This is a genomic window from Microbacterium salsuginis (genome assembly GCF_012524205.1).
Taxonomy (GTDB): Bacteria; Actinomycetota; Actinomycetes; order Actinomycetales; family Microbacteriaceae; genus Microbacterium; species Microbacterium salsuginis.
On sequence record NZ_JABACI010000001.1, the window covers coordinates 1,074,993 to 1,100,472 of the forward strand.

Sequence of the window (25,480 nt, forward strand, 5' to 3'; positions counted from 1 at the left end):
CCGCCGCGACAGGGTCACGCCTGTGGTGACGCGTTTGGCGCGCACCTTCGGCACGGCAATGGCGGACATGGTCTTCGTGGCTCCTAGATGGGTGTGATCGGGCTGGTCACTCGCCAGGAGTGAACCACTGCGAGATGCCGGCCTGCAACGCCGCAGCGGCGCCTGCCGCGTCGACCTCGCCGAGGAACATCTTCTGGATCTCGGTGCCGAGGACGGCGGTTCCGAGCGGCTCACCATAACGGAAGTCGACCAGCAGCAGGTACGGGGCCTGGCCCTTCTCGTAGTTGTCCCACGCCTCCTGCATCACCTCGTCGGAGTAGGTCACGCCGGGGATCGCCGAGAACTGGTTGAGCTCGTCGGCCACCAGCTGCCCGAACTCGGGAGTCGCGAGCCAGTTCAGCAGCTCGAACGCGGCTTCCTTGTTCTCGGACTTGGAGTTGACGGCGAAGTTGCCGTCGGCATACGCCGGCGACACCGGTGCGTCGAGCACGGCCCCTTCCGGGAGCGGCACCTGATACGAACCCAGCTCCAGCTCCGGAGCCTGGTTGCGGAAGGTGGCGATCTCGAACGACCCGCCGGGGAACTGGGCGGCCTGGCCCGACGAGAACTGGATCTGGCTGTCGGTGTAGCTGACACCGACCACATCGGGCGTCAGGTACTTCTGCACATCGGTGATCAGCTCCAGCGACGCGACGTAGTCGGGGTCGGTGAAGTCGGTCTCGCCCGAGAGCACCCTCTGCTCGAACTCCGAGCCGCCGTAGCGGGCACTGCCGATGATGTCGGCGAAGATCGGCAGGATCCAGTCGTCCTTCGCACCGAGGGCCATGGGCGTGATGCCCGCGGCGAGGAGCTTCTCGTTGACGTCGATGAACTCCTCCCACGTCGTGGGCACTTCGAGACCCTGCTCCTCGAAGATCTGCTTGTTGTAGAACATCTGCAGGGTCTGCGTCGCCAGCGGCACCGCATACGTCTTGCCGTCGGCCTTGCCCTTGGCTCCGGCCAGGACGCCTTCGGCGATGTCGTCGAGCCCTTCGACCTCGCCGTCGATCGGCTCGAGCTGCCCGGCCTCGATGTTCGGCTGCAGCTGACCGTACGCGCGCACCATGGGCACGTCGGGCCCGTCACTACCGGCGAGGCCGGTGGTGAGGATCTGGTTGTACTCGGTGTTCTGGAACGCCTCGAACTCGACCGTGATGCCAGGGTGCTCCTCTTCGAACACGTCGAAGATCTTGTTGTACGCCTCGACGTCTTCGGTGCGCCACGACCAGACCTTGAGGGTGACCTCTTCGTCGGACCCCTCCTGGTCGCCGCTGTTGGCACTCGGCGCGCATGCGCTGAGCGCGACGGTGAAGCCGGCGACGAGCGCGGCGGTGGTGAGGATACGTCGCCTCATTGTGATTCTCCTTCGGTGTGGGTGGACTGCGGTGGTGATTCATCGGTGCTGTGGATGTCGATATCGGATGCCGCGGCCAGCGCCGCGCGCACGGATCCGTCGTGGTCGTCGAGCAGCCGGCGCGACGCGCTCGCATCGGTGCCGGCGAGCGCCGAGACGATCGCGGTCTTGAGTTCGCCGTCGGCGGCGGCGAGAACCGCACGGGCGTCGTCCTCGTCGAGGCCGGCGGCCTCTTGGAGGATCCTCACCGTGCGGCGGCGGAGCTTGGCGTTCGTCGCGACGACCGAGACCATGAGGTTCGACCAGGTCCGTCCGACCGCGACCATGAGCGCGGTGGAGAACCCGTTGAGGACGAGCTTCTCCGCGGTGGCGGCCTTCAGTCGCGTCGACCCGGTGAGCACTTCCGCTCCGGTCTCCAGGACGATGTTCGAATCGGCCAGTGGCGCGAGCGCGGCATGCGGGTTGCTCGAGATCAGCACCGTGTAGGCGCCGGCCGCTCGCGCGGTCGCCAGGGCACCGCCCACGTACGGCGTGTTCCCGCTCGCCGCCAGACCGATGGCGACGTCGTCGGCGCCGATTCCCGCCGCGTCTGCACGGCCGTCGGCATCCGAGTCCTCGGCGTCCTCGACCGCATGGACGAGTGCTCGTTCACCCCCTGCGATATGACCGACGACGCGGCCGGGTTCGAGATTGAACGTCGGCAGGAGTTCGGCGGCATCGAGAACTCCCAGCCGGCCGGACGTCCCGGCTCCGAAGTAGTGGATGACGCCGCCGCGGCGGAAACGCTCGGCGGCGATGTCGACCACCTGGGCGAGCTGCGGCAGCACGGCGTCGACGGCGTCGACGGCCACGCGGTCCTGCGCGTTGAGCAGCCGCAGCACCTCGACGCTGGCGAGCGCGTCCAGATCGGTCGACGCCGCGAGGCGCGCCTCGGTCGGTGACAGCACGCGGTCATCGCCTTCTGAGCGATCGAGCAAGGATGGTTGCGTGGGCATCGGCCGGGTATGTCCTTCACGTCTTCGGGCGGTCGAGAACCCAGTATGGACAAAACTGTCGCAATTGTGAAGTCGTTCGGTTATTTTTTCCACATGCTCGATTTCGATGGGACCGCTGAGCCGGGTGGGCGTCGTACCGGCGTCGCCGAACTCCTCGAATCGGGCGCATCCCGAGGTGTGTACGGTGCGGCTGCCGTCGTGATCGCGGTGGACGGCGAGATCGCCGTCGAGCATTCCGCGGGAAGGACCCGGGTGTGGAACGCACCCGGCGAGCCTGCGGCGGAGCCCGGCGCCGCGGTCGACGCGACGACCCGATTCGACCTCGCCTCGGTCACGAAGCTCGTCACCGCCGCGACCCTGCTCACGCTGCTCGACGAGCGCGGTGCCGACCCGTCGATCCCCGTCGGCGAGTTCCTGCCGGAGTTCCGTCAGGCGAGCCTGCAAGCGATCACGGTCGCGGACCTGCTCAGTCACACCGCCGGCTTCCCCGCCGAATGGCTCGACCGCGCCCCGGACCCCGGCTCAGTGCGCTTCCGCGCCGGAGCTCGGCCGGTCGAGGAGCCCGGTCGCTCGCACCGCTACTCCTGCGTCGGGTACATCTGGGCAGGTCTTGCCGCCGAGACGCTCGGCGCAGCATCCCTCGACGTCCTGGCTGAGCGGCACGTGCTCGAGCCACTCGGAATGCACGACACCGGCTACCGCCCCGCCGTGGACCAGCACGCCCGGGTCGCCGCGACGGAGCATCAGCCCGGACGCGGGCTCGTGCACGGCGAAGTGCACGACGAGACGGCATGGGCGCTCGGTGGCGTGGCAGGCAACGCGGGCCTGTTCGGCACCGCGCGGGACCTGCTGAAACTGGCCGAGGCGCTGCGCCTTCCCCCCGGTGAGAGCGCACTCGCCCCGGCCGTCGTGCGCGCGATGACCACGCCATCTGCGATCGCCGGTGATGACTACCGCCAAGCGCTCGGGCCACGCATCGACGAGGAGTGGATGCGTGGTCTGCGCTCCCCCGCCGTCGGGCATACCGGGTTCACGGGCACGGCTGTCGCAGCGGAGGCCGGCGGTCGCCGCTCGGTAGTATTCGTCAGCAACCGGGTACATCCACTGCGAGGTTCGACAGAGCCGATCCAGGCGATGCGATGCCGGGTCGCCGATGCTGCTGCAGCGCTGGGAGTGGACCCATGACCGACGTCTTCGTCTCGCTGCGCCAGCGGATGCCGTCGCTGTCGAAAGCCGAGAACCGCATCGCCCAGATGGTGATCGACCGACCGTCGATCGTCGTCGAGTCGACCATCACACGACTGGCCGAGCTTGCCGATACCTCCCCCACGTCGGTCGCGCGCTTCTGCCGTGCGGTCGGCTTCGGCGGCTACAAGGAGTTCCGGATCGCGATCGCGGCGGCCCACAGCCGGGAGCAGGCGGCGCGTGAGCTGTTCCGCGTCGACGACGCAGAGATCGACGCAGGCGATTCCGCGCTGGATGTCGTCACCAAGGTCGCGTATCAGGAGGCGCGCGCCATCGAGGAGACGGCCCGCAGCCTCGACCTCGACGCCCTCGACGCCGTCGTCGGCGCGATCAGCACCGCGAACCGCATCGAAGTCTTCGGCGCAGCGTCGAGCGGGCTCACCGCACAGGATCTGCACCTGAAGCTCCACCGCATCGGCGTCTCGAGCTTCTGCTGGTCGGATGCCCACCTCGCGCTCACCTCGGCGGCACTGACTGGCCCTGGCGACCTCGCCATCGCCGTCTCGCACTCCGGACAGACGCTCGAGGCGAATCAGATCCTCCGTCTCGCGCGCGATCGCGGCGCCACGACCGTCGCCATCACGAACTACCCCGACTCCCCCCTCTCGGAGCTTGCCGATCATCTGCTCGTGACGAGCGCGCGCGAGTCGCGCTACCGCACCGGCGCGATGTCGAGCCGGCTCGCACAGATGGCGATCGTCGACTTCCTCGTCGTGCGGCTGCTGCAGGGCCAGATCGACCGCGTCGGCGACCTGCTGCGGCGAACGTACGACGCGGTGCAAGGGCACCGGCTCGACGGCGGTCGTTGACCGGATCGTCCACGCTCACCGGCGAGATCTACTCGACGCATCCGCCACTGTCAACGGTCTCCCAACCGGGCGTCCGCTGCGTAGCGTCGGTCCCGTGATCGGTGAGCGGCTCAGCCTGAGCGTCGTCATCCCGGCTCGAGACGAGGCGAGGATGCTCGGGGCATGTCTGCGCGCTCTGGCTGAGCAGATCGACCCCGTCGACGAGATCATCGTCGTCGACAACGACTCGACGGACGAGACGGAGGCGGTTGCGAGCTCGTGGGCCGGTGTGAAAGTCGTGACCGAGCGCCGAAGGGGGATCACGTACGCGCGCAACACCGGCATGGACGCCGCGACCTCGCAGGTCATTGCCCGGATCGACGCCGACACATTCGTGACCCCGGCCTGGGCACGAGCGATCCGGCACGCGTTCGCGTCTGATCCCGAGCTGGCCGGCCTCGCCGGACCGGCAGGGTTCACCAAGCTCTCGACCGACGACCGCGTGGTCGGGCGCGGGATGTACGGCCTCTTCCGCACCGTCCACGAGGTCATGATCGGCAGCGGACCTGTGATGTACGGCCACAACATGGCCGTGCGGCGTGCGGCGTGGGCCGCCATCCGGAATGTCGTCACCAGTGGCGATGGCGCGATCAGCGAGGACCTGGACGTGACTCTGGCGTTGCGGCAGGCCGGCATGCGCATCGCCTATGAGCCCGACATGGTGGTCACGATCGCCGTCGAGCGGACGCTTCGGCCACGCAAGCTCGCGGGGTACCGCCGCACGAACCAGCTGACGATGGCGAAGTACCGCTAGTTTCGGAGGATCCGGGCAGATCGGCCGCAGCGAGCGGACTGCCGGCAAAGCGAGGGAGATGAACCCCCATGACCGGTCTACGCATCGAGATCTTCCCGGACGACCTCGATGCGACGGTCGACTTCTATTGCAGGGTTCTCGGGTTCACCCTTCTGCGCGATGAGCGAGGGACAGCGTGGGAGTACGTCTCGCTGCAGCTCGGCGGCGTGCGCGTCGGCGCCGCGCGCCGTGCACCGGCTGACACTGCGAGCAGACGACCTCCGACCGGAGTGGAGCTCGTGCTCGAGGTCGCCGACCTCGAGGCGGCACGGGCAAGAGTCCTCGACTCCGCATGGCCGCTCGACGAGGACTTGACCCCCCGGCCTTGGGGCCTCACGGACTTCCGCCTGCTCGACCCGAGCGGCTACTACTGGCGGATCACCGAGCACGAGAGCGGGCGCTGAATCGAGGACGAGGGTCACAAAGGGAAGCCGTTCCCGTTCCCGGGCAGGCGACCGTGAGGCATCAATGGATGGACGGCGCTGTCTTCCGGTACTGCGCGGAGATCAGGCGGTACTGCGGCGTGACGAGGGCTGCGAGGGCCAGAATCGTGCAGATCACCCCGGCGCCCAGGAAGATCAGGGCGATGCCGCGCGAATCCCCCGCACCGACAAGCCACTCCCACTGCTGTCGGCCGGCGTCCGTTCGCATATACGGGATGACCCACAGCTGGGCCAGCGGTGCGATCAAGACCGCCATGATCGGGGCCGATGCGGCCTCGAACATCATCGCGAAGCCGAAGACGCGACCCTGCCTCTCGTAGGGGACGACGCGTTGGATCACGGTCTGCTCGGCGGCCTCGACGGCCGGAATCAGGGCCATGATCACCCACCACCCGGCCACGAAGAGCCAACCCCATTCGCGGATGGTGCACAGCGCTCCCACCGCCCCGATGAGCGCTGCGACCAGCAGCAGCGTGCGAACCGGATTCGTGCCGAGTCCGCGTGCTGCGATGACGGCCCCGCCGACGATGAATCCTGTCGATGCGACGGCGAACCACACGCCCCAGGCCTGAACACCGAAGATATCGATGCCGTACGGATCGGTGACCGCCATCGCCACGCCGAGGAACACGTTGTTGAGTGCGGTGAAGAGCACGAGCGCCAGCAGCCCTGGCGCCGCGCGGACGGCACGCCAGCCCCCGCGGATGTCGACCCAGCCGCCCGGCTGCTCGGTGCGCACGATCTCGCGCTCGGGTATCCGCAACGGGAGCAGGTGGATCAGCGTGGCCGCGAGGGCCGTCACCCCGATCACGAGCGTCCACCCCATTCCGAGGAATCCCACCGACAGGCCGCTGAACACGCTGGTCACCAGCATCCCGATTCCGTGCGCAGTGCCGACCAGGCCGTTCGCCTTCGCGCGGCGCTCGTCGGGAACCAGGAGCGTGACGGTGGTCGACAGTGCGACACTGCGCAGTTGCGCGACGACGGCCCCGGCCAGCATGACGATCGCGAAGATCCAGAACCACGGCATGGCGGGATCGAGGATCTGGTCTCCGCCTACCGCGAAGAAGAACGCCGAATCGACCACGAAGACCGCCAGCGCCGCGACGGTCGCCGACACCATGATGGCCTTCTTGCGGAAGCGGTCGACGAGAGTGCCGAAGAAGACGCTGAACACCGAGACGAAGAACATGTACGCGCCGCCGATGAGCCCGGTGGCGAGCACATTGCGGGTCTCGGCATAGATCCAGAAGGTGAGCGCGAACCACAGGAAGCTCGTCGTGATGTTGGCCGCTGCGGTGTTGACCAGCACCTGCAGGAACATTCGGAATCCGCCGGACGGGGGGCGTGGCGGAGAAGTGGCCGCAGTATCGGACGCAACGGCCGGAGCCCGGGTCGCCGGCGATTCACTCATGCGATCATCACCGATGCAGCGTGGGCCGATAAGTGAGCTCTTGCGTGTGGCCGTCCAGCGTCCGGGCCTCGATGAGCTCGAGGTCGAAGTCAGCAGCACCGCGGAAGATCGGCGCGGTTCCGGTCAGCCCGCTGATCACAGGAAAGACGGTCACCAGGATCTGGTCGACCAGGCCCGCCGCCATCAGTGCACGGTTCATCGACAGGCTCCCATGCGAGCGCAACGGCACCGCGGAGTCCGCCTTGAGCCGGCTGACGACGTCGACGGCATCTCCGGACTGAAGATCCACCCCGCCCGGCCAGTCGAGGGGGCCGTGGAGTGAACTGGACACGACCGTGGCGGGCATGTTCTGGATGCGGGTGTTGGGGTCGTTCGCGTCCGCCCCGTCGGTGCTCGGACCCAGCAGCTCGACGAACTGCCGATAGGTGTTCGCCCCGAAGACCATCCGCTGCTTGGCTTGGTACAGCGACAAGCGGCGGGCGATGAATTCCGGCCCCTGCTTGCCCCAATACGCGCCCCAGTCGCCCTCGGCACCGTACGACCCGTACCCGTCGAGAGTCGAGAAGACGTCGAACGTATAGGTGGCGGTCATCGCGGCACTCCTCGGGATCGCGCTCCCCGCGGCGTGCGAGCAGCTGTCGACTACACGGTAGGCGGGGCGGTGTGGTGCACACAGGTGCCAGAAGTCACCACTGCACTCGGCCCGCGGCGCATCCGGAGGATGTGTCAGCCGCCGTCGCTCGGGTGAGTCACGAGGAGCCCTGACTCCAGAGCCTTCAGCACCGCCTTGACCCGATCGTTGACGCCGAGCTTCAGCAGCACACTCGACATGTGGTTCTTCACGGTGCCTTCCGCCAAGTGCAGTCCCTGCGCGATCTGCCGGTTCGACCAGCCCGCTGCCGCCAGCCTGAGGACGTCGATCTCGCGGCTCGTCAGCGGGTCGTGCGGGGGCTGGGCCGCCGTCTCCGTTCGAGCGACCGCTCGAAGGAGCCGGTCGGTGAGTGACGGCTGCACCTGGGTTCCACCGGCCGCGAGCGTGCGCACCGCACCGAGCAGCTGCTCGAGCGTCACCGCTTTCAGGAGGTAGCCCTTTGCACCGGCCTGCAGCGCTGCGAGAACGAGGTCGTCGTCATCGAACGTGGTCAGCACGAGCACCGGCGTGTCGATCCCTCGTTCGCGCATTTCCTGGAGGGTCGAGATTCCGTCGCGGCCGGGCATGCGCAGATCGAGCAGGACGACATCCACCTCGTGCACGGCGAGGAATCGCAGCGCCTCGTCGCCGTCGGCGCACTCTCCGACGACCTCGACATCCGAGCTGAGGGCGAGCAGACTGCGGATCCCCTCTCGCACCAGTGTCTGATCGTCGACCACGACGATCCGGATCGGGGTGATCATGGCGACGCGTCCGCGCTCTGCCGAGCGGCGGGAGGTTGCACGATGAGAGGAATGGTGCCGACGATCCTGAATCCTCCGCCGGCTGGGGAACCCACCTCGAGGGTTCCGCCGACGCCCTCGAATCGTTCGGCCATCCCGTTCAACCCGTTCCCGCGGACGACATCGGCCGAGCCGCTCCCGTCGTCGACGATGGAGACCCGGATGCCGCGCGCCTCGGCATCGACGACCACGTCCAGTCTGGTCGCATCGGAGTGCCTCATGGAGTTCGTGATCGCCTCCTGTACGCAGCGGATCACGATGACGGCATGTTCGTCTCGAATCGGCTCGTTCTCGTGCACCAGGATGCTGACATCGAGTGCCGCGATCTGGTCCGTCAGCGAGCGAAGTGCGGGCTCGATCGAGTTCGGCGCCTCCCGCATCTCACTCACGGCGACCCCGACGCTCGCGAGGAGATCCCGTGCGATGCGTCGGGCCTTTTCAACGTGTTCCCTCTCCGCGCCCTCACGCACGAGGTGCATGAGCACCTCCAGCTCGAGCGAGAGCGCGGTGAGATGGTGTCCGGCGAGGTCGTGCAGGTCGCGCGCGATGCGCAGACGCTCGGCCTCCCTGCTCGTCATCTCGAGCAGCGCAGCGGTCGACCGGAGTTCCGCGTTGGTCACCGCCAGTTCGGACCGGGCGTGGGCTTCGCTGCGAAGCGCGAACACGATCAGGACCCCGAACGCCTGAAAGTTGGCGTAAGCGAAGATCCCCATCAGTACGTCTGCCAGCGGCCAACCCGCAGACGCGAACATCGCCCCGACCGTCGCCGTCTGCGCTGCCGCGACGACGATGACGGTGCGCAGATCCCAGAAGAACGAGATCGCCGCCGCCGTCACCACGAACAGGAGGGCGTTCCACCCTTGCTCCGGATAGAAGGCGACCAGGGTGACGGCCAGCGCGATCAGCGCGACGAGGAGCGCGTTCACTGGCACCCGGTTCGACCGGGGCAGGATCCCGTGGACGAGCATCAACGTGAGGATGAACAGCACGAATGCGGACCACCACACCCACGGCAGTGTGGGCCCCGCGAAGTCGGTGAGCGTCGACTCCAGCAGAACGATGATGGCCGGAACATCCGCGCACGCGATGCTCGCCCAGGCGAGCTTTCGCTGTGTCGTCCAACGCGCCCTTCTCGCGGGAACCATGGCCGTAGTCTACGGATGCGCAAATCGGAGCGAGAGTGCCAGCAGTCACGTCCCGTTGCCCGTCTTCACGCGATCGTCAGACCTTCGTGATCCGCAGCGCATCTGCTTGACCGACGCGGGCCGCGCGGAGCGCGCGGACCTGCAGAAGCCCGAAGCCGAGCACGATGATCGCCTGCGCAACGGTCCAGATCACGCCGATCGCGGTGAAGCCGAACGGGTTGGCCACCGCCGACACGAGCGACGCTGCCGCCCACGCGAAGTTGATGAAGATGAGCAGAACCGCAAGGGTCCCTCGTCGCGATTTCGACCATGCGACCGTCAACAGCCCTGCCGTCACCAGGGCGAGGACGACGCCCACCGTCAGGTACAGCACCGCCGTCGACCCGAGGAGCCCCGGAAGCACCTGGCTGAGGACGAGGTATGCCGCCGCGTTCGCGCCGGTGACGACCCCGTCGATCAGGAACCACAGGCGGTAACCGCGTTCGACCGAGTTCTGAGTGTTCGAGCTGTTCATGCCTGTCTCCTTGGGCTCCCGGCTGCCGACGCAGCTGCTGACGTCAGACCTCACTCCGCGTCGGCCGATGCTCCGACGCTAGGAGCGCGCGCCCGGACAGACATGTGCCATTGGTCATGACATGGCCGCGCACTGCCGCCGGAGACGAGGACGTGACTGCGGCCATCACCACCACGCCGAGATCTGCGTCGACGTGACCGGGTCGTCGATCTCCGCGTGAATCCCCAGCGCGGAAGGGCTACTCGAGCCACTCGGTGATGAAGCGCTCGCTCGCGTGGATGTGGATCGCCTCGTAGACCTCCGAACCGACGACGGCGAACCGGTGCGGCACCAGTGCCGGAACGACGAGGATCTGCCCTCCGCTCGCCACGACCTGCTCGTCGCCGACCGTGAAGCGTGCCGCCCCGGACCGGATCACGAAGGTCTCGCTGTACGGATGGCGATGCAGCCGCGGGCCGGCACCTTCACGCTCGATGCGCTCCAGGAAGAAGGAGACCTCGGAACCCTGCGCGAGTCCCTCGAAGTCCCCGCCGAGGGCGGACTGCTCGATGATCGGAATAGCCATGTGCTCCACTGTGCCTCGCTGGACGACGTCGTGTGAACCGCATCCCGGCGATGCGCGCACCGAACGGGGGGATCCTCGCTGCGGGACTCACGCGTCGGCGCTCCGCGCGTTATCGCCGTCGTGCCACAACCCTGTCAACCCCTGAGCAGGCGTGGGAGGGACGCCGTAGCGTACGAGACGTCGAACGAAGGGAGCCATCAGGGATGAGTCGAGGGCAGGGATTCGACGTCGTCGAGTGGGGTATCGGCTGGTCGGCCTGGGAGGAGGCGGGGCAGTCGCACCGCGAGTCGGTCTTGGCCCTCTCGAACGGCCACCTCGGCTGGCGCGGGAACCTGGACGAAGGCGACCCTTGCGGCGCCGCGGGCACGTACCTCAACGGAGTGTTCGAGGAGCACCCGATGCCGTACGCCGAGGACGGTTACGGCTATCCCGACCAGGGTCAGACGGTGATCAACGTGCCGGACGGCAAGATCATCCGGTTGCTGGTCGATGACGAGCCCTTCGACATCCGGACCGGAAGGCTGCGGACCCACGAGCAGTTCCTCGACTTCCGCGCCGGCGTCCTGCGCCGCGTCGTGGAGTGGACCTCCCCCGCCGGACGCACGGTGCGGATCACCTCGTCGCGCCTCGTGTCGCTCGCCCACCGATCGGTGGCCGCCGTCGACTACGAGGTCACCGCGATCGACGCGCCGGTCGAGGTGACGCTGCTCTCCGAGATCGTCGCAAACGAGCCGCTGCCCGACGTCCACCCCGATCCTCGCGTGATGGAGCCGCTGCGTCAGCCGCTCGCTTCCGTCGGCCATTTCGCCGGCGGAGCCCGTGCCACCCTGCTGCACCGCACCCAGCGGAGCGGGATCTCCGTCGCCGTGGCCGTCGACCACCAGATCTCGGGAGCGCGCGACGCCCGCGTGGACAGCGAGACGTCGCCCGATCTCGCCCGCACGACCGTGAACACACGGCTCGGCGCCGGCGGCAGCATCCGTCTCACGAAGCTCGTCGGCCACGAATGGTCCGATTCGCTGGCGGATGCCGCGCTCCGCGATCGCGCCGAAGCCGCCGTGGAGGCGGCGATGCGCCTGGGCTGGGACGGCATCGCACAGAAGCAGCGGGAGTACCTCGACGACTTCTGGTCCCGCGCCGACGTCAGGATCGGGGGCTCTGCACGGCTGCAGCAGAGCGTGCGTTTCGCCATGTTCCAGGTGCTGCAATCGGCGGCACGCGCCGAGGTGCGATCGATTCCCGGCAAAGGGCTCACGGGAGCGGGCTACGAAGGGCACACCTTCTGGGATGCCGACGCCTTCGTCTTGCCGGTCCTCATCTACACCGCACCCGGGGCCGCGCGCGACGCCCTTCTGTGGCGGCACGCGACGATCGGCCATGCGCGCCGGCGGGCGGAGCAGCTGCATCTGGCGGGCGCCGCCTTCCCCTGGCGGACGATCGACGGCAGGGAGTGCTCAGGCTACTGGCCGGCCGGAACGATCGCATTCCACATCAACGCCGACGTCGCGGCGGCGGTGGTCCGCTACGTTGCGGCGACCGGCGACGCCGAATTCGAGCGCGACTACGGCACCGAGATCCTCGTCGAGACGGCTCGCCTTTGGGTCGCCCTTGGCCGCTGGGACGACCGCGGCTCGTTCCACATCGACGGCGTCACCGGTCCCGACGAATACTCGGCGCTCGTCGACGACAACGTGTTCACCAATCTCATGGCGCAGAAGAACCTCCGCGCCGCGGGTGCGGCCGCGCGGCGGCATCCGGAGCAGTCCCGTGCCCTGGGGGTCTCGGATGAAGAGGTGGCAGGGTGGGAGACTGCGGCGTCGGCCTTGCACATCCCGTTCGACGCCGAGCGCGGCGTGCACCAGCAGTCGGCGGGGTTCACCGAGCAGGAGCGGTGGGACTTCGACGCCACGACGACCGCGCAGTACCCGCTGCACAGCCACTTCCCGTATTTCGACCTGTATCGCAAGCAGGTCGTGAAGCAGGCCGACCTGGTGCTCGCGCTCCAGTTCGTGCCGGAAGCGTTCACATCGGACGAGACAGCGCGGGCGTTCGCCTACTACGAGGAGCTGACGGTACGCGACTCGTCGCTGTCGGCCTCCCCACAGGCGGTCGTGGCGGCGCGGGTCGGCCACCTCGGGCTGGCGATGGACTACCTCATGGAGGCGGCGACGATCGATCTCGACGACCTGCACGACAACGTCGACGATGGGCTGCACATCGCCGCGCTCGCGGGCGTGTGGAACGCGTTGGTCTGCGGGTTCGGGGGAATGCGAGACGGCGAGAACGGCCTGCAGTTCGCGCCGCGGCTGACTGTGCCGATGTCGCGCCTGTCATTCGGCATCCTGGTGGAGGGTCGCACGCTGCGCGTGGACGTGGAACCGGATGCGACCACCTACCGACTCTCAGCCGGCGCCCCGCTCGACCTGCGCCACTTCGGTGTGCTGCACACCGTCGAGGCGGGTGTTCCGCTCGAGCTGCCGACTCCGGCGCTGCCCGCCCCCAGCGCGACGCCGTCTCAGCCGCGCGGGCGCGCTCCGCGGGATGTCGCGGGCGAGTGATCCTGCGAACCTTCGGCGAAGGAAAGACCCAGCAGGATCCGATCAAGGCCGTACTCGAAGTCGCGGTCGTGAATCTCCTTCGTGGGTTCCCGATAGACGCCTTCGCGGAACAGCGCTGCGACGCGGTCGTAGCCCCGCGCATCGATGAACGGAAGGACTTGCCCGGTCAGGTCGCCGTCTTCCGATGACGGGTCCTCTGCCCATGCTCGAACGTCGCGCTGCGAGATGAACTGCGCCCGGATGTATCCGTCCAGGAGAGTGGCCGCTCGGATCGTCTCGGCAGTGCCGAGTGGGCTGCCTTCCAGCCTCGCGAGCAACGCTTCAAGCCAACCCAGGGCGTTCGGGGTGATCGGCACCGTCAACCTGAGATCAGCAAGCCACGGGTGAGCAAGGTATCGAGCGCGAAGCCGATGCGCCCAATCGCGGGCGGCCGCCTGCCAGTCGTCGTGGGGAGCTGCAGAAGGCGGGTCCGCGAGCGCGTACTCACGAAGCAGTATGTCGAGCTCTTCGCGGGAATCGAGATAGCGATAGAGCGCGTTCGGTGTGACATTCAGGCTGTCCGCCAAGCGGACCAGTGACAACGCGCTGACGCCGCCTGCGTCTGCAAGCTCAACCGCACGCATGACGATGGTGTCGATGTCGAGCGAGGCGCGTCTTCCCCGCGCGCCCCTCGGTGCGCGGGCACCCCAGGCCCGGCGGAGAGCGGGTGGCAGCCCTTCTGCTGGTCCTGCGGCTTCCGACTGCGACATCTACTGATGTAACCACGCTCCTCCGATCGCCGAGGCGCAAACCGGGGGTTATCCCCCCTCCTCGACCGCTCGGATCTCGATATTGTGCATGGGTCACACAAATAACGAGATGAGGACTGATGAGCAGGAAACGAGCGGAAGATCGCACGGATGACAGCGGCGCGGCGATCGCGCTCAGAGATGTGAGGAAGACGTACAACTCCGGCGCACGGACGGTCGAGGCTCTGCGCGGCGTGTCGCTCGAGGTCCCGCGCGGCTCGTTCACCGCCATCATGGGACCTTCCGGCTCAGGCAAGAGCACCCTGCTGCACTGCGCGGCAGGGCTCGACGTGCCCACGTCGGGGCGGGTGCTCCTAGCCGGACGGGATCTGAGCGGCATGTCGGACGACGAACTCACCGAGTACCGCCGCGCGCACGCGGCCTTCATCTTCCAGTCCTTCAACCTCATGCCCGCGCTCACGGTGAAGCGCAACGTGGCGTTGCCGATGCTCTTGGCCGGCAGGCGTGCGGAGGATGCCGCCGTCCTACAAGCCATCCAACGGGTCGGACTCGCGGACCGCGCAGATCATCGCCCTGGGGAGCTGTCCGGCGGTCAGCAGCAGCGGGTCGCGATCGCCCGCGCTCTCGCCAGCCACGCCGAAGTGCTGTTCGCCGACGAACCCACCGGAGCGCTCGATACAGCTACCGCAGCGAGCGTTCTCCGTCTCATGCGTGATTCGGTCACGCAGCATGGCCAGGCGATCCTGATGACGACCCACGATCCCATCGCCGCGTCGTACGCCGACCGGGTCGTGATTGTTGTCGACGGCCACATCGCCACCTCGCTCGAGGCGCCTACGCCCGAGACGGTGTCGGGCGCATTGACCCGCGTCGCAAGCAATATGGCGGTGCGCTGATGTGGGCCATCGCTCTCAGCAGCATCCGGTACCGTCTTGCCGCGTTCGTCGCCGTCTTCATCTCCACCGCCCTGGGCGCGGCGCTCGTGATGACGGCGGGCGGCTTCTTCGAGACCGGCATCCGGCTCACCGCTCCCGCCGACCGCCTCTCCAGCGCGGAGATGATCGTCATCGGAAGCCCCGACTACGTGATGCTGTCACCCGAGGGCGATCGGACCACCGACTATCGGCCCTTCCCGGAGAGGCGCCGGATCGACCCTGCTGCTGCGTCCACGCTCGACGGCATCCAGGGAGTCGAGAGCGCGGTCCCCGTCTACCTGATCCAAGGGCACGTTCGACACGAAGACGACCTGGAGCCGGTCGTCGTGCAGAACGCGTCATCTGCGGCCGCCGGGCCGTACGAGACGCGCTCGGGCGAGTTGCCGCGAAACGCCGGAACAGTCGCTCTCAGCGCCTCGCTGGCGGAGGCGTATTCGCTGACGGAGGGTGACGCCGTGAGCATCACGATCGGCGGTGAGGAGCAAGAGCGGCGTATCGTCGGGATCCTCGGCGACGCTCACTCGCCGGAGACTGTCTTCATCTCGGATGAAGCGGCGGCCAAGGCGAGCGGATCAGGGTCGGTCGACGCAATCGCCGTGGATCCGGCCGCCGGAGCGGATCGCGCCGAGGTCCGTGAAGCCATTCACGCGTCGGTTGCCGATGTGGTCGTTCTCGAAGGCGATGGCCGTGGCGCGGCGGAGAATCCCGCGGTGTCTGCCTCCCGCATCCCGGCCATCGTCACCGGAGCGGTCTTCGCCGGCATCGTGCTGGTGGTCCTGGCAACCATCGTGTCGGGCACCGTCTCGCTGTCGGTGCGTCAGCGCTCTCGCGAGATCAGTCTTCTCCGCGCGACGGGTGCGACCGGGAAGCAGGCCCGCCGAGTGATCATGATCGAGACCATGGTGATCGGCGTCGCCGGCATAGGCATCGGCGTGCTGCTCGGATACCCGATCACGGCCAGCGTGTTCGGGGTCGTGTCCGCAGTCGGCCTGTTTCCTCCGACCCTGCAGCTCGAAGTGGGGGTCATCCCGGTCGCGATCGCAGCCATCGCGCCACTGCTCGTCCTGTTCCTCGCCACAGCAGCCGCCTCGCGCAGCGCTCGAAGGTCACGCGCCATCGACGCTCTGCAGGAAGCAGCCGTCCCGAAGGTGCGCGTCGGCGTGACGAGATGGATCTTCGGCGTGATCTTCGGGATGGGGGCGATCGCACTCGCGATCATCACGGCCCTCATGCCGCCGGCCCTCGTGACCGCCACGAGCGGACCGGCGGTCCTCGCCGGGAGCATCTCTGCGGCCCTCCTCGCCCCCGTGTGGCTGCGGGTGGCAAACGCGCTGCTGCGCCCGATCGTGCGATCCGTATCAGGTCCCCTGGGCGTCGTGGCATCCGACAGCCTGCGCCTGAGGTCGGGGCAACTCAGCACGGTCACGGCATGCATCGCGCTCGTGGTGGGCATCGGAGTGGGCAACCTGGCCTCGCAGGAGATCCAACGCGGGGCGGCGCTCGCGGCCGCAGTCGCTCCATTCCGCGCGGACGCCGTCATCCAGGCCCCCGGACAGGCGGAACGAGTCAGCGAGCGGGCGGGCGCGCTGGATGCTGCACAAGCCGCCGGGCCTGTCATCCTGAGCGGCGGATGGATCGAGAAGCCCTACGACGCCTCTCACCCGGACCGCCCCTGGAGCGTGACCGGCCTGACGACTGCCGAGGTGACGACCTTCCGCGCGGAGCAGGGCACGTTGGCGGATCTCACCGGCGCGTCGATCGCGTTGCCGACCCGGAATGCCGAGGAGCTCGGCCTGTCGATCGGCGACGACGTGCTCTTCCGCTTCGGCGATGGCTCAGCCGACACGTTGCGGCTCGTAGCGACATATCCGGACCGCATCGGATACGAGCGGATCCTGATGCCCGCCGACCTGCTCGCCCCCCACACCACGCCTCGCGAAGCATCGACGGTGCTCGTGCGAGCGGCGGACGGCGTTTCGGAGAGCGAACTGCGAGAGGCGCTCCGCACGGAGTTCTCGAGCTCGGCAGGCGTTCACGTCGGCGACGCGCGCACCATCGCCGGCATGGCCGCCGCAGGGCTGGGGGTCCAGACGATCATCAACAGCCTGATGGTGGCGATCACGATCGCATATGCCGCGATCGCCGTCATCAACACACTGACCGTCACGATCCTGGCGCGACGACGGGAACTCGCGCTCCTGCGCCTGACCGGTGCGACACGTCGGCAGGTTGCGCAGGTGCTGGCGTCCGAGACCGCGGTCCTTGCCATCACCGGCACGCTACTCGGCCTCGTCGTCGCGCTTGCGGCGGTGGGCCCGACTGCTCTTGCCGTCGGAGGCTCGATGGTCACGGGAGGCGCTCTGCTCATCGTGGCAGCGACATTGGCGGTGGTCGGAGTTCTCGTGCTTCCGATCACGCGCATGATCGGACGACGGGCGACAGCCGGTCGCGCGGTCGATGGGGTTGCGGGGCCGTTGTGAGACGGTGCCTGAGGCAAGCCCTGCGAGAGCTGAGCCGACAGGCGCGCCGCCAGGCCGGCCGGCTCCGGTGGCAGCCGTCTTGGGCGTCGACCCGGGAATCGACATCTGCCACGATCGGAACATCAGCGGAAGGATCACCGATGAGAACCGTCAGAAAGACCAAGCACCGCTTCACTGAGATCCAAGGCTCTCGAGTGTTCTACCGCGAAGCGGGAACCTCCGAGACTCCCGCACTGCTGCTGCTCCACGGCTTCCCGAGCTCCTCGCACTCCTTTCGAGACGTCATGACGCCACTCGCCGAGGTCGCCCATGTCATCGCGCCAGACCTGCCCGGATTCGGATTCACCGAGGTGCCGCAGGACTACGACCACACCTTCGAGAACATGGCGCGGACGATCGATGCGTTCACCCGCCAGCTGGAACTGTCGCGGTTCTTCCTCTACGTGCACGACTTCGGCGCGCCGATCGCGTATCGCCTCGCACTGGCGGAACCGGACCGTGTCCTCGGGCTCATCATCCAGAACGGCAACGCGCACGAAGAAGGTCTCGGCGAGGCATGGGACACCGTCCGCGCGTACTGGGCGGATCCCACACCCGAGCGCCGTGCACAGATGCCCGAGTATCTCGATTTCGAAGGCACTCGGGCTCAATACCTCAGCGTGCCGGACCGGCTCCAGCCGCTCATCGCACCGGAGGGGTGGCACACCGATTGGGAACGGATGAACCAACCGGGCGGCGTCGAAGTCCAGTTCCGGATCGCCATGGACTACGCGAACCACGTCGCGGAGTTCGCCCGCATCTCGGAGTTCCACGAGCGGCATCAACCACCCGCGCTGCTGCTGTGGGGGCGCCACGACGTCTTCTTCGAGATCGAGGAGGTGCTGGCATATCACCGGGAGCTGGAACGCCTCGACATGCACCTCTTCGACGCAGGCCACCTTCTACTCGAAACGCATTCCGCCGAGTGTGCCGCCCTCATGAACGACTTCATACTCGAAGTCGGCGCATCCCGACAGTGACGGATGCACCTGGACCGGAGCCGTACACATGGCGATCGCGCTGCTCTCATCCCCCACGAACCTCGGACTTCGTCCACCGGAGCCGGGAGGCGTCCCTGGCGCGGGCAAGGCCCCCGAAGCCCTGCGCGAGGCAGGCCTTCACCGGCGTCTACTCGCGCACGGCGCAGTAGATGCCGGGGTGGTTCTACCGGGGCGCTATGTCGACGACGATGGCAACCGCCCTCAGCGGCAGGTGCGCAACCAGGCGGCGATCGTGGACCACGCTCGCCGACTCGCTCGGCGTCTCACGTCCATCCTTGCTGACGGCCATCATCCCCTCGTGATCGGCGGAGATTGCAGCCTTCTCCTCGGAGTAGGCCTCGCCATGGCCCAGTTGCCCGACGCAGGACTCATCCATATCGACGGCCACACCGACTTCCGGCATCCGGGCAACAGCCGGCTGTGCGCGAGTGTCGCCGGCGAGGACCTCGCCGCAAGCGTGGGGCTTCACTGGCCCGAGCTCGCCGACATCGACGACCGCGGTCCGTACTTCCGCGCCGCGAGGGTGGCGCAGGTGGGATGCCGCGCCGACGACGAGCATCTCGACGAAGCCAGTTCTCTGCTCGGCGCTGTCATCCCTGCGCGACGGGCGATGGACCTCGGCATGACGAACGTCGCCGAGAGCATCGCCCGAGCAGCCGGTCCCTCGGGCTACTGGCTTCAGCTGGACGTGGATGTCCTCGACCCCGCATGGATGCCCGCTGTCGACAGCCCGGCCGCGGGAGGACTGAACCCCGACCAGCTCATCGAACTCGTCTCTGCCCTCGCCCCGAACGCCGCCGGGATCTCGGTCACCGTCTTCGACCCCGACCTCGACCCACGCGGGGAACACGCGGCACTTCTGGTGGAGATTCTCGCCTCGGCAGTGGTCTCGATGGGCACTGGCTAGGGCGAACGAGGCCAGGCGAGATCCTTCAGCTCCACTCGGAGACTCTGCTCGCGCCGTCACACATCGTGCTGTTCCGTGGTCTGTACTTTGAGGACGCCATCCGCACGAACACGTGTCGCGTCCAGAACGGAGCGAGCCAGAATGCGGATCGTGGTGTTAGGTGGGACCGGCCACGTCGGCCGGAAGGTCGTTGACAAGCTGGAGCGGCGAGCCCAAGCCGTCGTCGTGGCTTCGCCGGCGAGCGGCGTGGACGCGAGAACGGGTCGAGGTCTGGACGCGGCGCTCGAGTACGCGGACGTCCTGATCGACGTGACGAACTCGCCCGATCTTTCGGGCCCCGCCGCACGTTCGTTCTTCGAAGAAGCAACGAGCCATCTGCTGGCGGCTGAGGAGAGAGCCGGCGTGAAGCATCACCTGGTCCTCTCGATCGTCGGCGCGGACCATGCAGGCGAAGAGGGATACTTCGCTGCAAAGGGGGTTCAGGAACAAGCCGTGGTGTCGGGCCCCATCCCCTACTCGATCCTGCGATCCACTCAGTTCTACGACTTCGCGCGCAGGATCGCGGAGTGGAACACGACCGAGGACACGGTCCACCTCCCGCCGAGGCCGGTGCAGCCTGTAGCAGCGTCGGATGTCGCCGACGCGCTCGTGGAGTTGGCGATGGGGAGGCCGCTCGCCGGTTCCGTAGACGTCGGTGGTCCGGAGCAGATGCTGCTCCCGGATTTCGTCAACCGTGTTCTGCGGGTCGACAACGACCCGCGCTATGTGGTCGAGGATGATGACGCCACGCTTGTGGGGTTCAATGTCTCGGGGGACCACCTGCTTCCGAGTTCGCCTTCGCTCTCTGCCGTCACGACGCTGGATTCGTGGGTGCATGAAGAGGGCCTGCGCAGACTTGTCGGAACACGCTGAGACGCGTGATCGCTAGAGAGAGGTTCATCGCATGGTATCCACTCGCTTCGAGCCCGAAGATCTCGCGGGGACGGTCGACGAAAGACTGAAAGCCCTGGCACTCCTCGAGGCTGAGTCATTGTCTGCCGCGTGGCTCCGACGACAGCTCGACAACGCGCTCAGCGCGTGGTCTGCGGCAGAAACGGACCTCGACATCTCGAAGGAAGCGCACGTCGACTACTGACCACGCTCCAGCTCAGGCCCCGGTGCCCCCGGTCGGCTGGCCCGCAAGACTTGGAAGGGGCGACAGACGATTCGAGAGGCTGACGCCGTGACCCGGCCTCGTGGCGATCCGGCAGATTGCACCTTGAGGGTAGGCGTGTTGTCGTACCGTCGGTGACCGTCTCCGGTGCCTCGCTAGGCGAACGGGTCCGACGCGGCTGCGATGCGCTGAGCAGCTTCTGCGCCAACCACGTCGCCGTGGCCGAAGCCGGCGATCGTCGCGCCGGTCGATGCCAGCGTTGCCGCGGACCTTCGGAGGCTGCCACGGTCACTGTTGAAAACGCCGAGGATCACCTCGCCTTCGAACTCGGCGACGCTGTCGCCGACGAGCACCACATCCTCGTCGATCAAGTGCAATGCGATGCTTCCCGGGGTGTGGCCGGGGGTCGAGATGACACGCGCGCCGGCACGTCCGACAGGCAGAACCTCGCCGCCGGTGAGCTCGAGGTCGACGCGGCACGGCGGCGCCATCGGGGGCCTCTCGAAGCCCGGATGGATCGCTCGCTCCGCTTCTGTGAGGGTAGGCATTTCGCCCGTGACCCGTCCGCGGATGACGTCCGAATCGGCCTTGCCGGCGGCAACGACCATGCCGGGACGCCATTCCGCGATCTCGGCAGCAGATCCCGCGTGGTCGTCGTGAAAATGGGTGAGTACCAACCGAATCACATCACTGCGATGCTTCCCGACGGATTCGATAGCGGCCGCGATGAGCTCGGCGCTATCGGGCCAGCCCGCGTCGATCAACGTCACTCCGTCCGCGCCGACCCAGATGTAGCTGTTCAGCGCGTGGGCCTGTCCGCCAGGAATGCGCAGCCGATAGAGGTTCGCGGCGATACTCATGAGGTCCGGAGTCGGGATGACCGTCATGCGCGATGCTCCTTCACGAACAGTTCCGTCAACCCATCAGCGTCGCCGAAGAGCATGTGGGAAGGAACGGCGGGCGCTGTCATCCCGCCATTATGAGCCACACACGCCGTGACGATTCGTGATCGGGTGGAGTTCCATGCACTAACGCGAGTCATACGCGGTTCGCGCCGTGATGACCTCCTCGATGTGTTGCTCCGCCCATCGCCCGAGCGCCGCGAGGGGTTCCTGCAAGGTGCGCCCGAGATCCGTGAGTTGGTACTCCACACGTGGCGGCATCTCGTCATAAGCCGTTCGGGTGACGACACCGTCGCGTTCGAGATCTCGGAGGGTGTCGGCCAGCACTTTCCCCGAGATGCCTTCGACGGCTGTGCGCACTTCGCCGAACCGCAGCGGGCCGCCGCTGAGGGCGATCACAATCATGGCGGTCCACTTGTTCGCGATTCGTGCCAGCGAGGTTCTTGACGGGCAGGAAGCGAGCATCACATTCCACTCGGGCTGAGCCATCTACCCTCCTCCCAGTTACCTTGAGGTAACAAGTTACCAAATGAAACTATGAGGCGATAGTTCACGACGAAAGAGACCGACATGAGCGTACAAAGTCCCGCGGCGGTTGCCGCTTCCTATTTCGAGGCCCTCGGCCGAGGCGACGTGTCTGCGGCGATGGAGCTGCTGGACACTACTGTGGTGTGGCACCAGCCCGGCGCGAACCGGTTCTCCGGAGACCATTCCGGAATCGGTGGCGTGGGCGCGCTGTTAGGCGGCATGATGGCCGCCAGCGAAGGGACGTTCCGTCTTGACGTGACCGGCTCCTCGATGGTCAACGGCGAGCTCGTCGCCGTGCCCGTGCGATTCTCCGGCAGCCGCTCGGACGCGTCCATGGATATGGCAGGAGTCGACCTACTGACCGTGCGGGACGGGAAAATCGTCGAAGTGCATCTGTTCTCGGAAGACGGGGCGGCCGAAGACAGGTTCTGGGGCACGCCGTGAGTTAGACACTCGATGACGACGGGGCAGTCGCCGCGACGCCGCTGCCCCGCGTCGATCGTGGGCGCCCCGCACCTTCCGGCCACGGGCGCAGGTCTCGACCCCCATCGGGTGATGCTCGACGCTCGAAAATCGCGCGTGACACACCCAAACCACTTCAGAATCGTGGGGAACCAGCATCCTCGTGGTGCTCGGGGACACCTGCGACGCCTTGCACTACACGGAGCGGATGCTGTGAGTGCCGGGTCCGCGGCGGCGGGCATGAACTCGGTTCAACTACTCTGCGCAGGTCCCGTCGTCGAACGGACCACCAACTCCGGATCGAGTGTGACCGACGACGGCTCGCCGCCGCGGGTAAGGTCGCGCAGCAGTGTGGCGGCTGTGCGGCCCATGAGGCGGCGCGGCTGGTTGACGCTGGTGAGCGCGATGGGCTGCAGCTGGGCGAGGATCGTGTTGTCGTAGCCGACGACCGACACGTCAGCGGGCCAGCGGAGATTCAGGTCGGCTGCTGCGCCGAGGACGCCGAGTGCCGCGAGGTCGTTCGACGCAAGGATCGCCGTCGGGCGCTGCTCCGAAGAGAGCAGCTCGCGTCCGGCAGCGTAGCCGCCCTCCTGGTTCGGAGCGGCATTCGCGACGTGCGCTCGGCCTGCCAGGCCGACGGCTGTCATGGCACGCACGAAGGCATCCTCGCGCGCACGAGCACCGGGGTTCTCGCCCGCGGCGACGAATCCGATGTCCTCATGTCCGAGCCCGAGCAGATGATCGAGCGCGACGCCCACGCCCCGGGCGTCGTCAGTCAGTACGCGGCCGGTGCGGGCGGGACGCGGGCCAGGCCGGCCCACGATCACCGTGGGCACGTCGGAGGCGATCGCCTCGATGTCTTCGGTGCTCATGGTAGGGGTGATGAGAATCAGCCCCTCCACGCGCAGTTCCACGAATGCCTCTGCAGCGGCTTTCTCCTTTGCCGGGTCGCGCTCGCCACTCGCGATCATCACTTGGTGGCGCAGGTCCTCCGCCGCCTCGAGGATGCCGTCGATGACCTCCGTGTAGAAGGGATTGTGCAGATCCGATACGAGGACGCCCAGCATGTCGGTGCGCTGGCTCGCCAACTGGCGAGCCGCAGCGTTCGGACGATAGCCGAGGCGGCGCATTGCGTCGTGCACGGCGCGCTTGCGCTTATCGCCGACTTTCTCGGGTTGCTGCAGGACGAGTGAGACGAGAGATCGTGAGACGTTCGCCTCGCGAGCGACATCCGTCATCGTCGGCCGACGGGCACCCGGTGTGGCCGAACCTTTAGCGGCGGTCATCCTTTCACCGCTCCGGAGGTTAGCCCTGCGACGAAGTACTTCTGCAGGAAGGCGAAGAGCAGCGCAACGGGGATGATGGCCACCACGGAACCGGCCATCAATAGGTCCCACTCGGTGGCGAATTGGCTGCGCATGCCTGCCAAACCTACCGGGATGGTACGCAGGTCCGCATCATTGATGGCGAGTGACGGCCAGGCGAACTCGCCCCATGTCCACATGAACTTCAGCACGGCGAGAGTGCCGTACATGGCCAGCGCGTTGGGCACGAGCACCGACCAGAGCGTGCGCAGTCGCGATGCCCCATCGATGAAGGCTGCCTCGTCGAGTTCCCGCGGGAGCGCCATGAAGGTTTGACGCAGCAGGAAGATGCCGGTGGGGCTGATGACGTATGGGGCGATGAGCGCGGCGTAGGAATTGAGCCACCCGAGATCGCGCATCTGGATATACAGCGGAACGAGGATCACCTGCGCGGGAATCATGATCGCGGCGACCACGAGCAGCATCACCATCGGCTTGCCCCAGAAGTTCATTCGGGCCAAGGGGTAGGCGACCAGGCTGTCCAGCACGAGATTCGCGGCGACCACGACAGTGCAGACCAGCACCGAGTTCAGAAACCAGCGTCCGAAGTCCTTCTGCTCGAACAAGCGAACGTAGTTGTCGAACGTCACGTCGCCGAAAGCGACGACGTCCATCTGGGCGCCAAGCAGGTTCTGCAACGGCTGGAAGGACGCGAGCAGCATCCACACGAAGGGAGCACCGGCGAAGATCACGATCGCGACGATCGCCGCGATGTAGCCCGTGCGTTTCGCGGCGGCGTTCATGACTTGACCTTTCGTCGGGCGATGACCTGCAGCGTGAGAGGAATCAGGACGAGCAGGAAGAGCACCGTCGTACCTGCCGCGGCGAACCCGATGTCGACCTGCATTCGTGTGTAGAGGAAGGTGATGATCGTCAGGGTGGCGTTCCCGGGGCCACCCTCGGTCATGACCCACACCTGGTCGAACACCTTGAACGAATTGAAGATCAGCAGAACGAGCACGAAGAGGTTGACAGCGCCGAGCATCGGGAACTTCACGCGCCAGAACGTCTGGGTGGGGGTGGCCCCATCGATCCATGCCGCCTCTTCGATGTCGCGCGGTATCTGCTGCAGGCCACCGAGCAGCACGAGCATATAGATGCCGAAGTCCTTCCACACCGACACGAGCATGACCGAGGGCAGCGCCAGGGCCGGGTCCTGAAGCCAGGCGGGGCCCTCGATGCCGAACACGGCGAGCATCTGGTTCAGTGGGCCCCCGGTCGGCTCGTAGATGAACTTCCAGATGACGCCGGCCACGACCATCGGGATGATCGCAGGCAGCAGCGACACCGTGCGAACCGCCTTGACTCCGCGGATCGCCTTGTTGAGCATCACCGCGCTGCCGAGCGACAGTGCGTAGGCGGTGATCGAGACCCCGACCGTGTAGACCAGGGTCACCATCAGCGATTGGTGGAAGGTTTCCGAGGCGATCAGGCGCTCGTACTGGAGGGTCCCGACGAACTTCGGATCTCCCAGGAGATTCCACTGGAAGAAGCTCAGCCCGAAAGCCTGACCGAGCGGCCAGTACAGGAACGCGACGAGCGGGATGAGCCCGGGGAGCATGAACAGCCAAGCGGAGATGCTCTCGCGCCGGGCCGCGCTCATCCCGCTTCGT

26 protein-coding genes are annotated in these 25,480 nt (G+C 67.1%); 12 read left to right on the forward strand and 14 right to left on the reverse strand.

Going from position 1 to position 25,480, the window contains the following annotated elements; genetic code table 11:
* Positions 1 to 106: 106 nt before the first annotated feature.
* Both HF576_RS05210 and murQ read right to left on the reverse strand, forming a co-directional pair.
* Complete coding sequence (locus tag HF576_RS05210; RefSeq protein ID WP_168911669.1) at positions 107 to 1,393, reverse strand: ABC transporter substrate-binding protein; 1,287 nt, start codon at positions 1,391 to 1,393, stop codon at positions 107 to 109.
* Entirely contained in the window at positions 1,390 to 2,340 is a 951-nt protein-coding gene (gene murQ / locus HF576_RS05215) for an N-acetylmuramic acid 6-phosphate etherase (protein ID WP_343234168.1), read from the reverse strand. The genes HF576_RS05210 and murQ overlap by 4 nt, the downstream gene beginning before the upstream one ends.
* Positions 2,341 to 2,481: 141 nt before the next feature.
* On the opposite strand from murQ, the gene HF576_RS05220 reads away from it, so the two are divergent.
* From HF576_RS05220 to HF576_RS05235, 4 genes are all read left to right on the forward strand, one after another.
* Complete coding sequence (locus HF576_RS05220; RefSeq protein WP_168911671.1) at positions 2,482 to 3,573, forward strand: serine hydrolase domain-containing protein; 1,092 nt, start codon at positions 2,482 to 2,484, stop codon at positions 3,571 to 3,573.
* Complete coding sequence (locus HF576_RS05225; protein ID WP_168911672.1) at positions 3,570 to 4,442, forward strand: MurR/RpiR family transcriptional regulator; 873 nt, start codon at positions 3,570 to 3,572, stop codon at positions 4,440 to 4,442. The genes HF576_RS05220 and HF576_RS05225 overlap by 4 nt, the downstream gene beginning before the upstream one ends.
* A gap of 94 nt (positions 4,443 to 4,536) precedes the next feature.
* Complete coding sequence (locus HF576_RS05230; protein WP_168911673.1) at positions 4,537 to 5,235, forward strand: glycosyltransferase; 699 nt, start codon at positions 4,537 to 4,539, stop codon at positions 5,233 to 5,235.
* Between the two features lie 68 nt (positions 5,236 to 5,303).
* Positions 5,304 to 5,678, forward strand: a complete 375-nt coding sequence (locus HF576_RS05235; RefSeq protein ID WP_168911674.1) for a VOC family protein — start codon at positions 5,304 to 5,306, stop codon at positions 5,676 to 5,678.
* Positions 5,679 to 5,739: 61 nt separating this feature from the next.
* On the opposite strand, the gene HF576_RS05240 is transcribed toward HF576_RS05235, so the two are convergent.
* From HF576_RS05240 to HF576_RS05265, 6 genes are all read right to left on the reverse strand, one after another.
* Positions 5,740 to 7,041: an MFS transporter gene (locus tag HF576_RS05240; RefSeq protein WP_240948638.1), complete on the reverse strand. Its 1,302-nt coding sequence runs from the start codon at positions 7,039 to 7,041 to the stop codon at positions 5,740 to 5,742.
* Between the two features lie 97 nt (positions 7,042 to 7,138).
* A complete protein-coding gene (locus HF576_RS05245; RefSeq protein ID WP_168911676.1) occupies positions 7,139 to 7,723 on the reverse strand; it encodes a dihydrofolate reductase family protein in 585 nt (194 codons plus the stop codon).
* Between the two features lie 134 nt (positions 7,724 to 7,857).
* Complete coding sequence (locus tag HF576_RS05250; RefSeq protein ID WP_168911677.1) at positions 7,858 to 8,526, reverse strand: response regulator; 669 nt, start codon at positions 8,524 to 8,526, stop codon at positions 7,858 to 7,860.
* Positions 8,523 to 9,710, reverse strand: coding sequence for a sensor histidine kinase (locus tag HF576_RS05255; RefSeq protein ID WP_168911678.1), 1,188 nt, complete (start codon positions 9,708 to 9,710; stop codon positions 8,523 to 8,525). The genes HF576_RS05250 and HF576_RS05255 overlap by 4 nt, the downstream gene beginning before the upstream one ends.
* Before the next feature lie 76 nt (positions 9,711 to 9,786).
* Positions 9,787 to 10,224 (reverse strand): hypothetical protein, encoded by a 438-nt coding sequence (locus HF576_RS05260; protein ID WP_168911679.1) that lies wholly within the window; start codon positions 10,222 to 10,224, stop codon positions 9,787 to 9,789.
* A 238-nt stretch (positions 10,225 to 10,462) separates the two neighbouring features.
* The gene (locus HF576_RS05265; protein WP_168911680.1) at positions 10,463 to 10,789 is read right to left on the reverse strand and encodes a cupin domain-containing protein; all 327 of its coding nucleotides are present in this window, start codon (positions 10,787 to 10,789) and stop codon (positions 10,463 to 10,465) included.
* A 203-nt stretch (positions 10,790 to 10,992) separates the two neighbouring features.
* Between HF576_RS05265 and HF576_RS05270 the strand changes: the two genes are divergently transcribed.
* Positions 10,993 to 13,347 carry a glycoside hydrolase family 65 protein gene (locus HF576_RS05270; protein ID WP_168911681.1) on the forward strand — a complete coding sequence of 785 codons (2,355 nt, stop codon included), beginning with the start codon at positions 10,993 to 10,995 and terminating at the stop codon, positions 13,345 to 13,347.
* On the opposite strand, the gene HF576_RS05275 is transcribed toward HF576_RS05270, so the two are convergent.
* Positions 13,305 to 14,096: a TetR/AcrR family transcriptional regulator gene (locus HF576_RS05275; protein WP_168911682.1), complete on the reverse strand. Its 792-nt coding sequence runs from the start codon at positions 14,094 to 14,096 to the stop codon at positions 13,305 to 13,307. The two genes, HF576_RS05270 and HF576_RS05275, sit on opposite strands and share 43 nt — an antisense overlap.
* 119 nt (positions 14,097 to 14,215) lie before the next feature.
* On the opposite strand from HF576_RS05275, the gene HF576_RS05280 reads away from it, so the two are divergent.
* From HF576_RS05280 to HF576_RS05305, 6 genes are all read left to right on the forward strand, one after another.
* The gene (locus tag HF576_RS05280; RefSeq protein WP_168911683.1) at positions 14,216 to 14,992 is read left to right on the forward strand and encodes an ABC transporter ATP-binding protein; all 777 of its coding nucleotides are present in this window, start codon (positions 14,216 to 14,218) and stop codon (positions 14,990 to 14,992) included.
* Complete coding sequence (locus HF576_RS05285; protein WP_168911684.1) at positions 14,992 to 17,511, forward strand: ABC transporter permease; 2,520 nt, start codon at positions 14,992 to 14,994, stop codon at positions 17,509 to 17,511. The genes HF576_RS05280 and HF576_RS05285 overlap by 1 nt, the downstream gene beginning before the upstream one ends.
* A 140-nt stretch (positions 17,512 to 17,651) precedes the next feature.
* Positions 17,652 to 18,530 (forward strand): alpha/beta fold hydrolase, encoded by an 879-nt coding sequence (locus HF576_RS05290; protein ID WP_168911685.1) that lies wholly within the window; start codon positions 17,652 to 17,654, stop codon positions 18,528 to 18,530.
* 28 nt (positions 18,531 to 18,558) lie between these two features.
* Entirely contained in the window at positions 18,559 to 19,458 is a 900-nt protein-coding gene (locus tag HF576_RS05295; protein ID WP_168911686.1) for an arginase family protein, read from the forward strand.
* Between the two features lie 141 nt (positions 19,459 to 19,599).
* Positions 19,600 to 20,370 (forward strand): SDR family oxidoreductase, encoded by a 771-nt coding sequence (locus HF576_RS05300; protein WP_168911687.1) that lies wholly within the window; start codon positions 19,600 to 19,602, stop codon positions 20,368 to 20,370.
* Between the two features lie 31 nt (positions 20,371 to 20,401).
* Positions 20,402 to 20,593, forward strand: coding sequence for a hypothetical protein (locus HF576_RS05305; protein WP_168911688.1), 192 nt, complete (start codon positions 20,402 to 20,404; stop codon positions 20,591 to 20,593).
* A gap of 173 nt (positions 20,594 to 20,766) precedes the next feature.
* Here the strand turns inward: HF576_RS05305 and HF576_RS05310 are convergent, their stop codons facing one another.
* Both HF576_RS05310 and HF576_RS05315 read right to left on the reverse strand, forming a co-directional pair.
* Positions 20,767 to 21,498 carry an MBL fold metallo-hydrolase gene (locus HF576_RS05310; protein WP_205834729.1) on the reverse strand — a complete coding sequence of 244 codons (732 nt, stop codon included), beginning with the start codon at positions 21,496 to 21,498 and terminating at the stop codon, positions 20,767 to 20,769.
* A 141-nt stretch (positions 21,499 to 21,639) separates the two neighbouring features.
* On the reverse strand, positions 21,640 to 22,002 hold the full coding sequence (locus HF576_RS05315) for a winged helix-turn-helix transcriptional regulator (protein ID WP_168911689.1): 363 nt from the start codon (positions 22,000 to 22,002) through the stop codon (positions 21,640 to 21,642).
* A gap of 81 nt (positions 22,003 to 22,083) precedes the next feature.
* On the opposite strand from HF576_RS05315, the gene HF576_RS05320 reads away from it, so the two are divergent.
* Complete coding sequence (locus HF576_RS05320; RefSeq protein WP_168911690.1) at positions 22,084 to 22,485, forward strand: nuclear transport factor 2 family protein; 402 nt, start codon at positions 22,084 to 22,086, stop codon at positions 22,483 to 22,485.
* Positions 22,486 to 22,754: 269 nt separating this feature from the next.
* On the opposite strand, the gene HF576_RS05325 is transcribed toward HF576_RS05320, so the two are convergent.
* From HF576_RS05325 to HF576_RS05335, 3 genes are read right to left on the reverse strand one after another with little or no spacing between them, the layout of a single operon-like run.
* The gene (locus HF576_RS05325) at positions 22,755 to 23,741 is read right to left on the reverse strand and encodes a LacI family DNA-binding transcriptional regulator (RefSeq protein ID WP_168911691.1); all 987 of its coding nucleotides are present in this window, start codon (positions 23,739 to 23,741) and stop codon (positions 22,755 to 22,757) included.
* 44 nt (positions 23,742 to 23,785) lie between these two features.
* On the reverse strand, positions 23,786 to 24,610 hold the full coding sequence (locus tag HF576_RS05330; protein ID WP_168911692.1) for a carbohydrate ABC transporter permease: 825 nt from the start codon (positions 24,608 to 24,610) through the stop codon (positions 23,786 to 23,788).
* Positions 24,607 to 25,470 carry a carbohydrate ABC transporter permease gene (locus tag HF576_RS05335; protein WP_168911693.1) on the reverse strand — a complete coding sequence of 288 codons (864 nt, stop codon included), beginning with the start codon at positions 25,468 to 25,470 and terminating at the stop codon, positions 24,607 to 24,609. The genes HF576_RS05330 and HF576_RS05335 overlap by 4 nt, the downstream gene beginning before the upstream one ends.
* Positions 25,471 to 25,480 lie beyond the last annotated feature (10 nt).

What these genes read in the sequence shown, in the direction of transcription:
- HF576_RS05210 (WP_168911669.1), bottom strand. Translation starts at nt 1,393, where the DNA reads ATGAGGCGACGTATCCTCACCACCGCCGCGCTCGTCGCCGGCTTCACC.
- HF576_RS05220 (WP_168911671.1), top strand. Translation starts at nt 2,482, where the DNA reads ATGCTCGATTTCGATGGGACCGCTGAGCCGGGTGGGCGTCGTACCGGC.
- HF576_RS05225 (WP_168911672.1), top strand. Translation starts at nt 3,570, where the DNA reads ATGACCGACGTCTTCGTCTCGCTGCGCCAGCGGATGCCGTCGCTGTCG.
- HF576_RS05235 (WP_168911674.1), top strand. Translation starts at nt 5,304, where the DNA reads ATGACCGGTCTACGCATCGAGATCTTCCCGGACGACCTCGATGCGACG.
- HF576_RS05240 (WP_240948638.1), bottom strand. Translation starts at nt 7,041, where the DNA reads ATGTTCCTGCAGGTGCTGGTCAACACCGCAGCGGCCAACATCACGACG.
- HF576_RS05245 (WP_168911676.1), bottom strand. Translation starts at nt 7,723, where the DNA reads ATGACCGCCACCTATACGTTCGACGTCTTCTCGACTCTCGACGGGTAC.
- HF576_RS05250 (WP_168911677.1), bottom strand. Translation starts at nt 8,526, where the DNA reads ATGATCACCCCGATCCGGATCGTCGTGGTCGACGATCAGACACTGGTG.
- HF576_RS05255 (WP_168911678.1), bottom strand. Translation starts at nt 9,710, where the DNA reads ATGGTTCCCGCGAGAAGGGCGCGTTGGACGACACAGCGAAAGCTCGCC.
- HF576_RS05260 (WP_168911679.1), bottom strand. Translation starts at nt 10,224, where the DNA reads ATGAACAGCTCGAACACTCAGAACTCGGTCGAACGCGGTTACCGCCTG.
- HF576_RS05265 (WP_168911680.1), bottom strand. Translation starts at nt 10,789, where the DNA reads ATGGCTATTCCGATCATCGAGCAGTCCGCCCTCGGCGGGGACTTCGAG.
- HF576_RS05270 (WP_168911681.1), top strand. Translation starts at nt 10,993, where the DNA reads ATGAGTCGAGGGCAGGGATTCGACGTCGTCGAGTGGGGTATCGGCTGG.
- HF576_RS05275 (WP_168911682.1), bottom strand. Translation starts at nt 14,096, where the DNA reads ATGTCGCAGTCGGAAGCCGCAGGACCAGCAGAAGGGCTGCCACCCGCT.
- HF576_RS05280 (WP_168911683.1), top strand. Translation starts at nt 14,216, where the DNA reads ATGAGCAGGAAACGAGCGGAAGATCGCACGGATGACAGCGGCGCGGCG.
- HF576_RS05285 (WP_168911684.1), top strand. Translation starts at nt 14,992, where the DNA reads ATGTGGGCCATCGCTCTCAGCAGCATCCGGTACCGTCTTGCCGCGTTC.
- HF576_RS05290 (WP_168911685.1), top strand. Translation starts at nt 17,652, where the DNA reads ATGAGAACCGTCAGAAAGACCAAGCACCGCTTCACTGAGATCCAAGGC.
- HF576_RS05295 (WP_168911686.1), top strand. Translation starts at nt 18,559, where the DNA reads ATGGCGATCGCGCTGCTCTCATCCCCCACGAACCTCGGACTTCGTCCA.
- HF576_RS05300 (WP_168911687.1), top strand. Translation starts at nt 19,600, where the DNA reads ATGCGGATCGTGGTGTTAGGTGGGACCGGCCACGTCGGCCGGAAGGTC.
- HF576_RS05305 (WP_168911688.1), top strand. Translation starts at nt 20,402, where the DNA reads ATGGTATCCACTCGCTTCGAGCCCGAAGATCTCGCGGGGACGGTCGAC.
- HF576_RS05310 (WP_205834729.1), bottom strand. Translation starts at nt 21,498, where the DNA reads ATGACGGTCATCCCGACTCCGGACCTCATGAGTATCGCCGCGAACCTC.
- HF576_RS05315 (WP_168911689.1), bottom strand. Translation starts at nt 22,002, where the DNA reads ATGGCTCAGCCCGAGTGGAATGTGATGCTCGCTTCCTGCCCGTCAAGA.
- HF576_RS05320 (WP_168911690.1), top strand. Translation starts at nt 22,084, where the DNA reads ATGAGCGTACAAAGTCCCGCGGCGGTTGCCGCTTCCTATTTCGAGGCC.
- HF576_RS05325 (WP_168911691.1), bottom strand. Translation starts at nt 23,741, where the DNA reads ATGACGGATGTCGCTCGCGAGGCGAACGTCTCACGATCTCTCGTCTCA.
- HF576_RS05330 (WP_168911692.1), bottom strand. Translation starts at nt 24,610, where the DNA reads ATGAACGCCGCCGCGAAACGCACGGGCTACATCGCGGCGATCGTCGCG.
- HF576_RS05335 (WP_168911693.1), bottom strand. Translation starts at nt 25,470, where the DNA reads ATGAGCGCGGCCCGGCGCGAGAGCATCTCCGCTTGGCTGTTCATGCTC.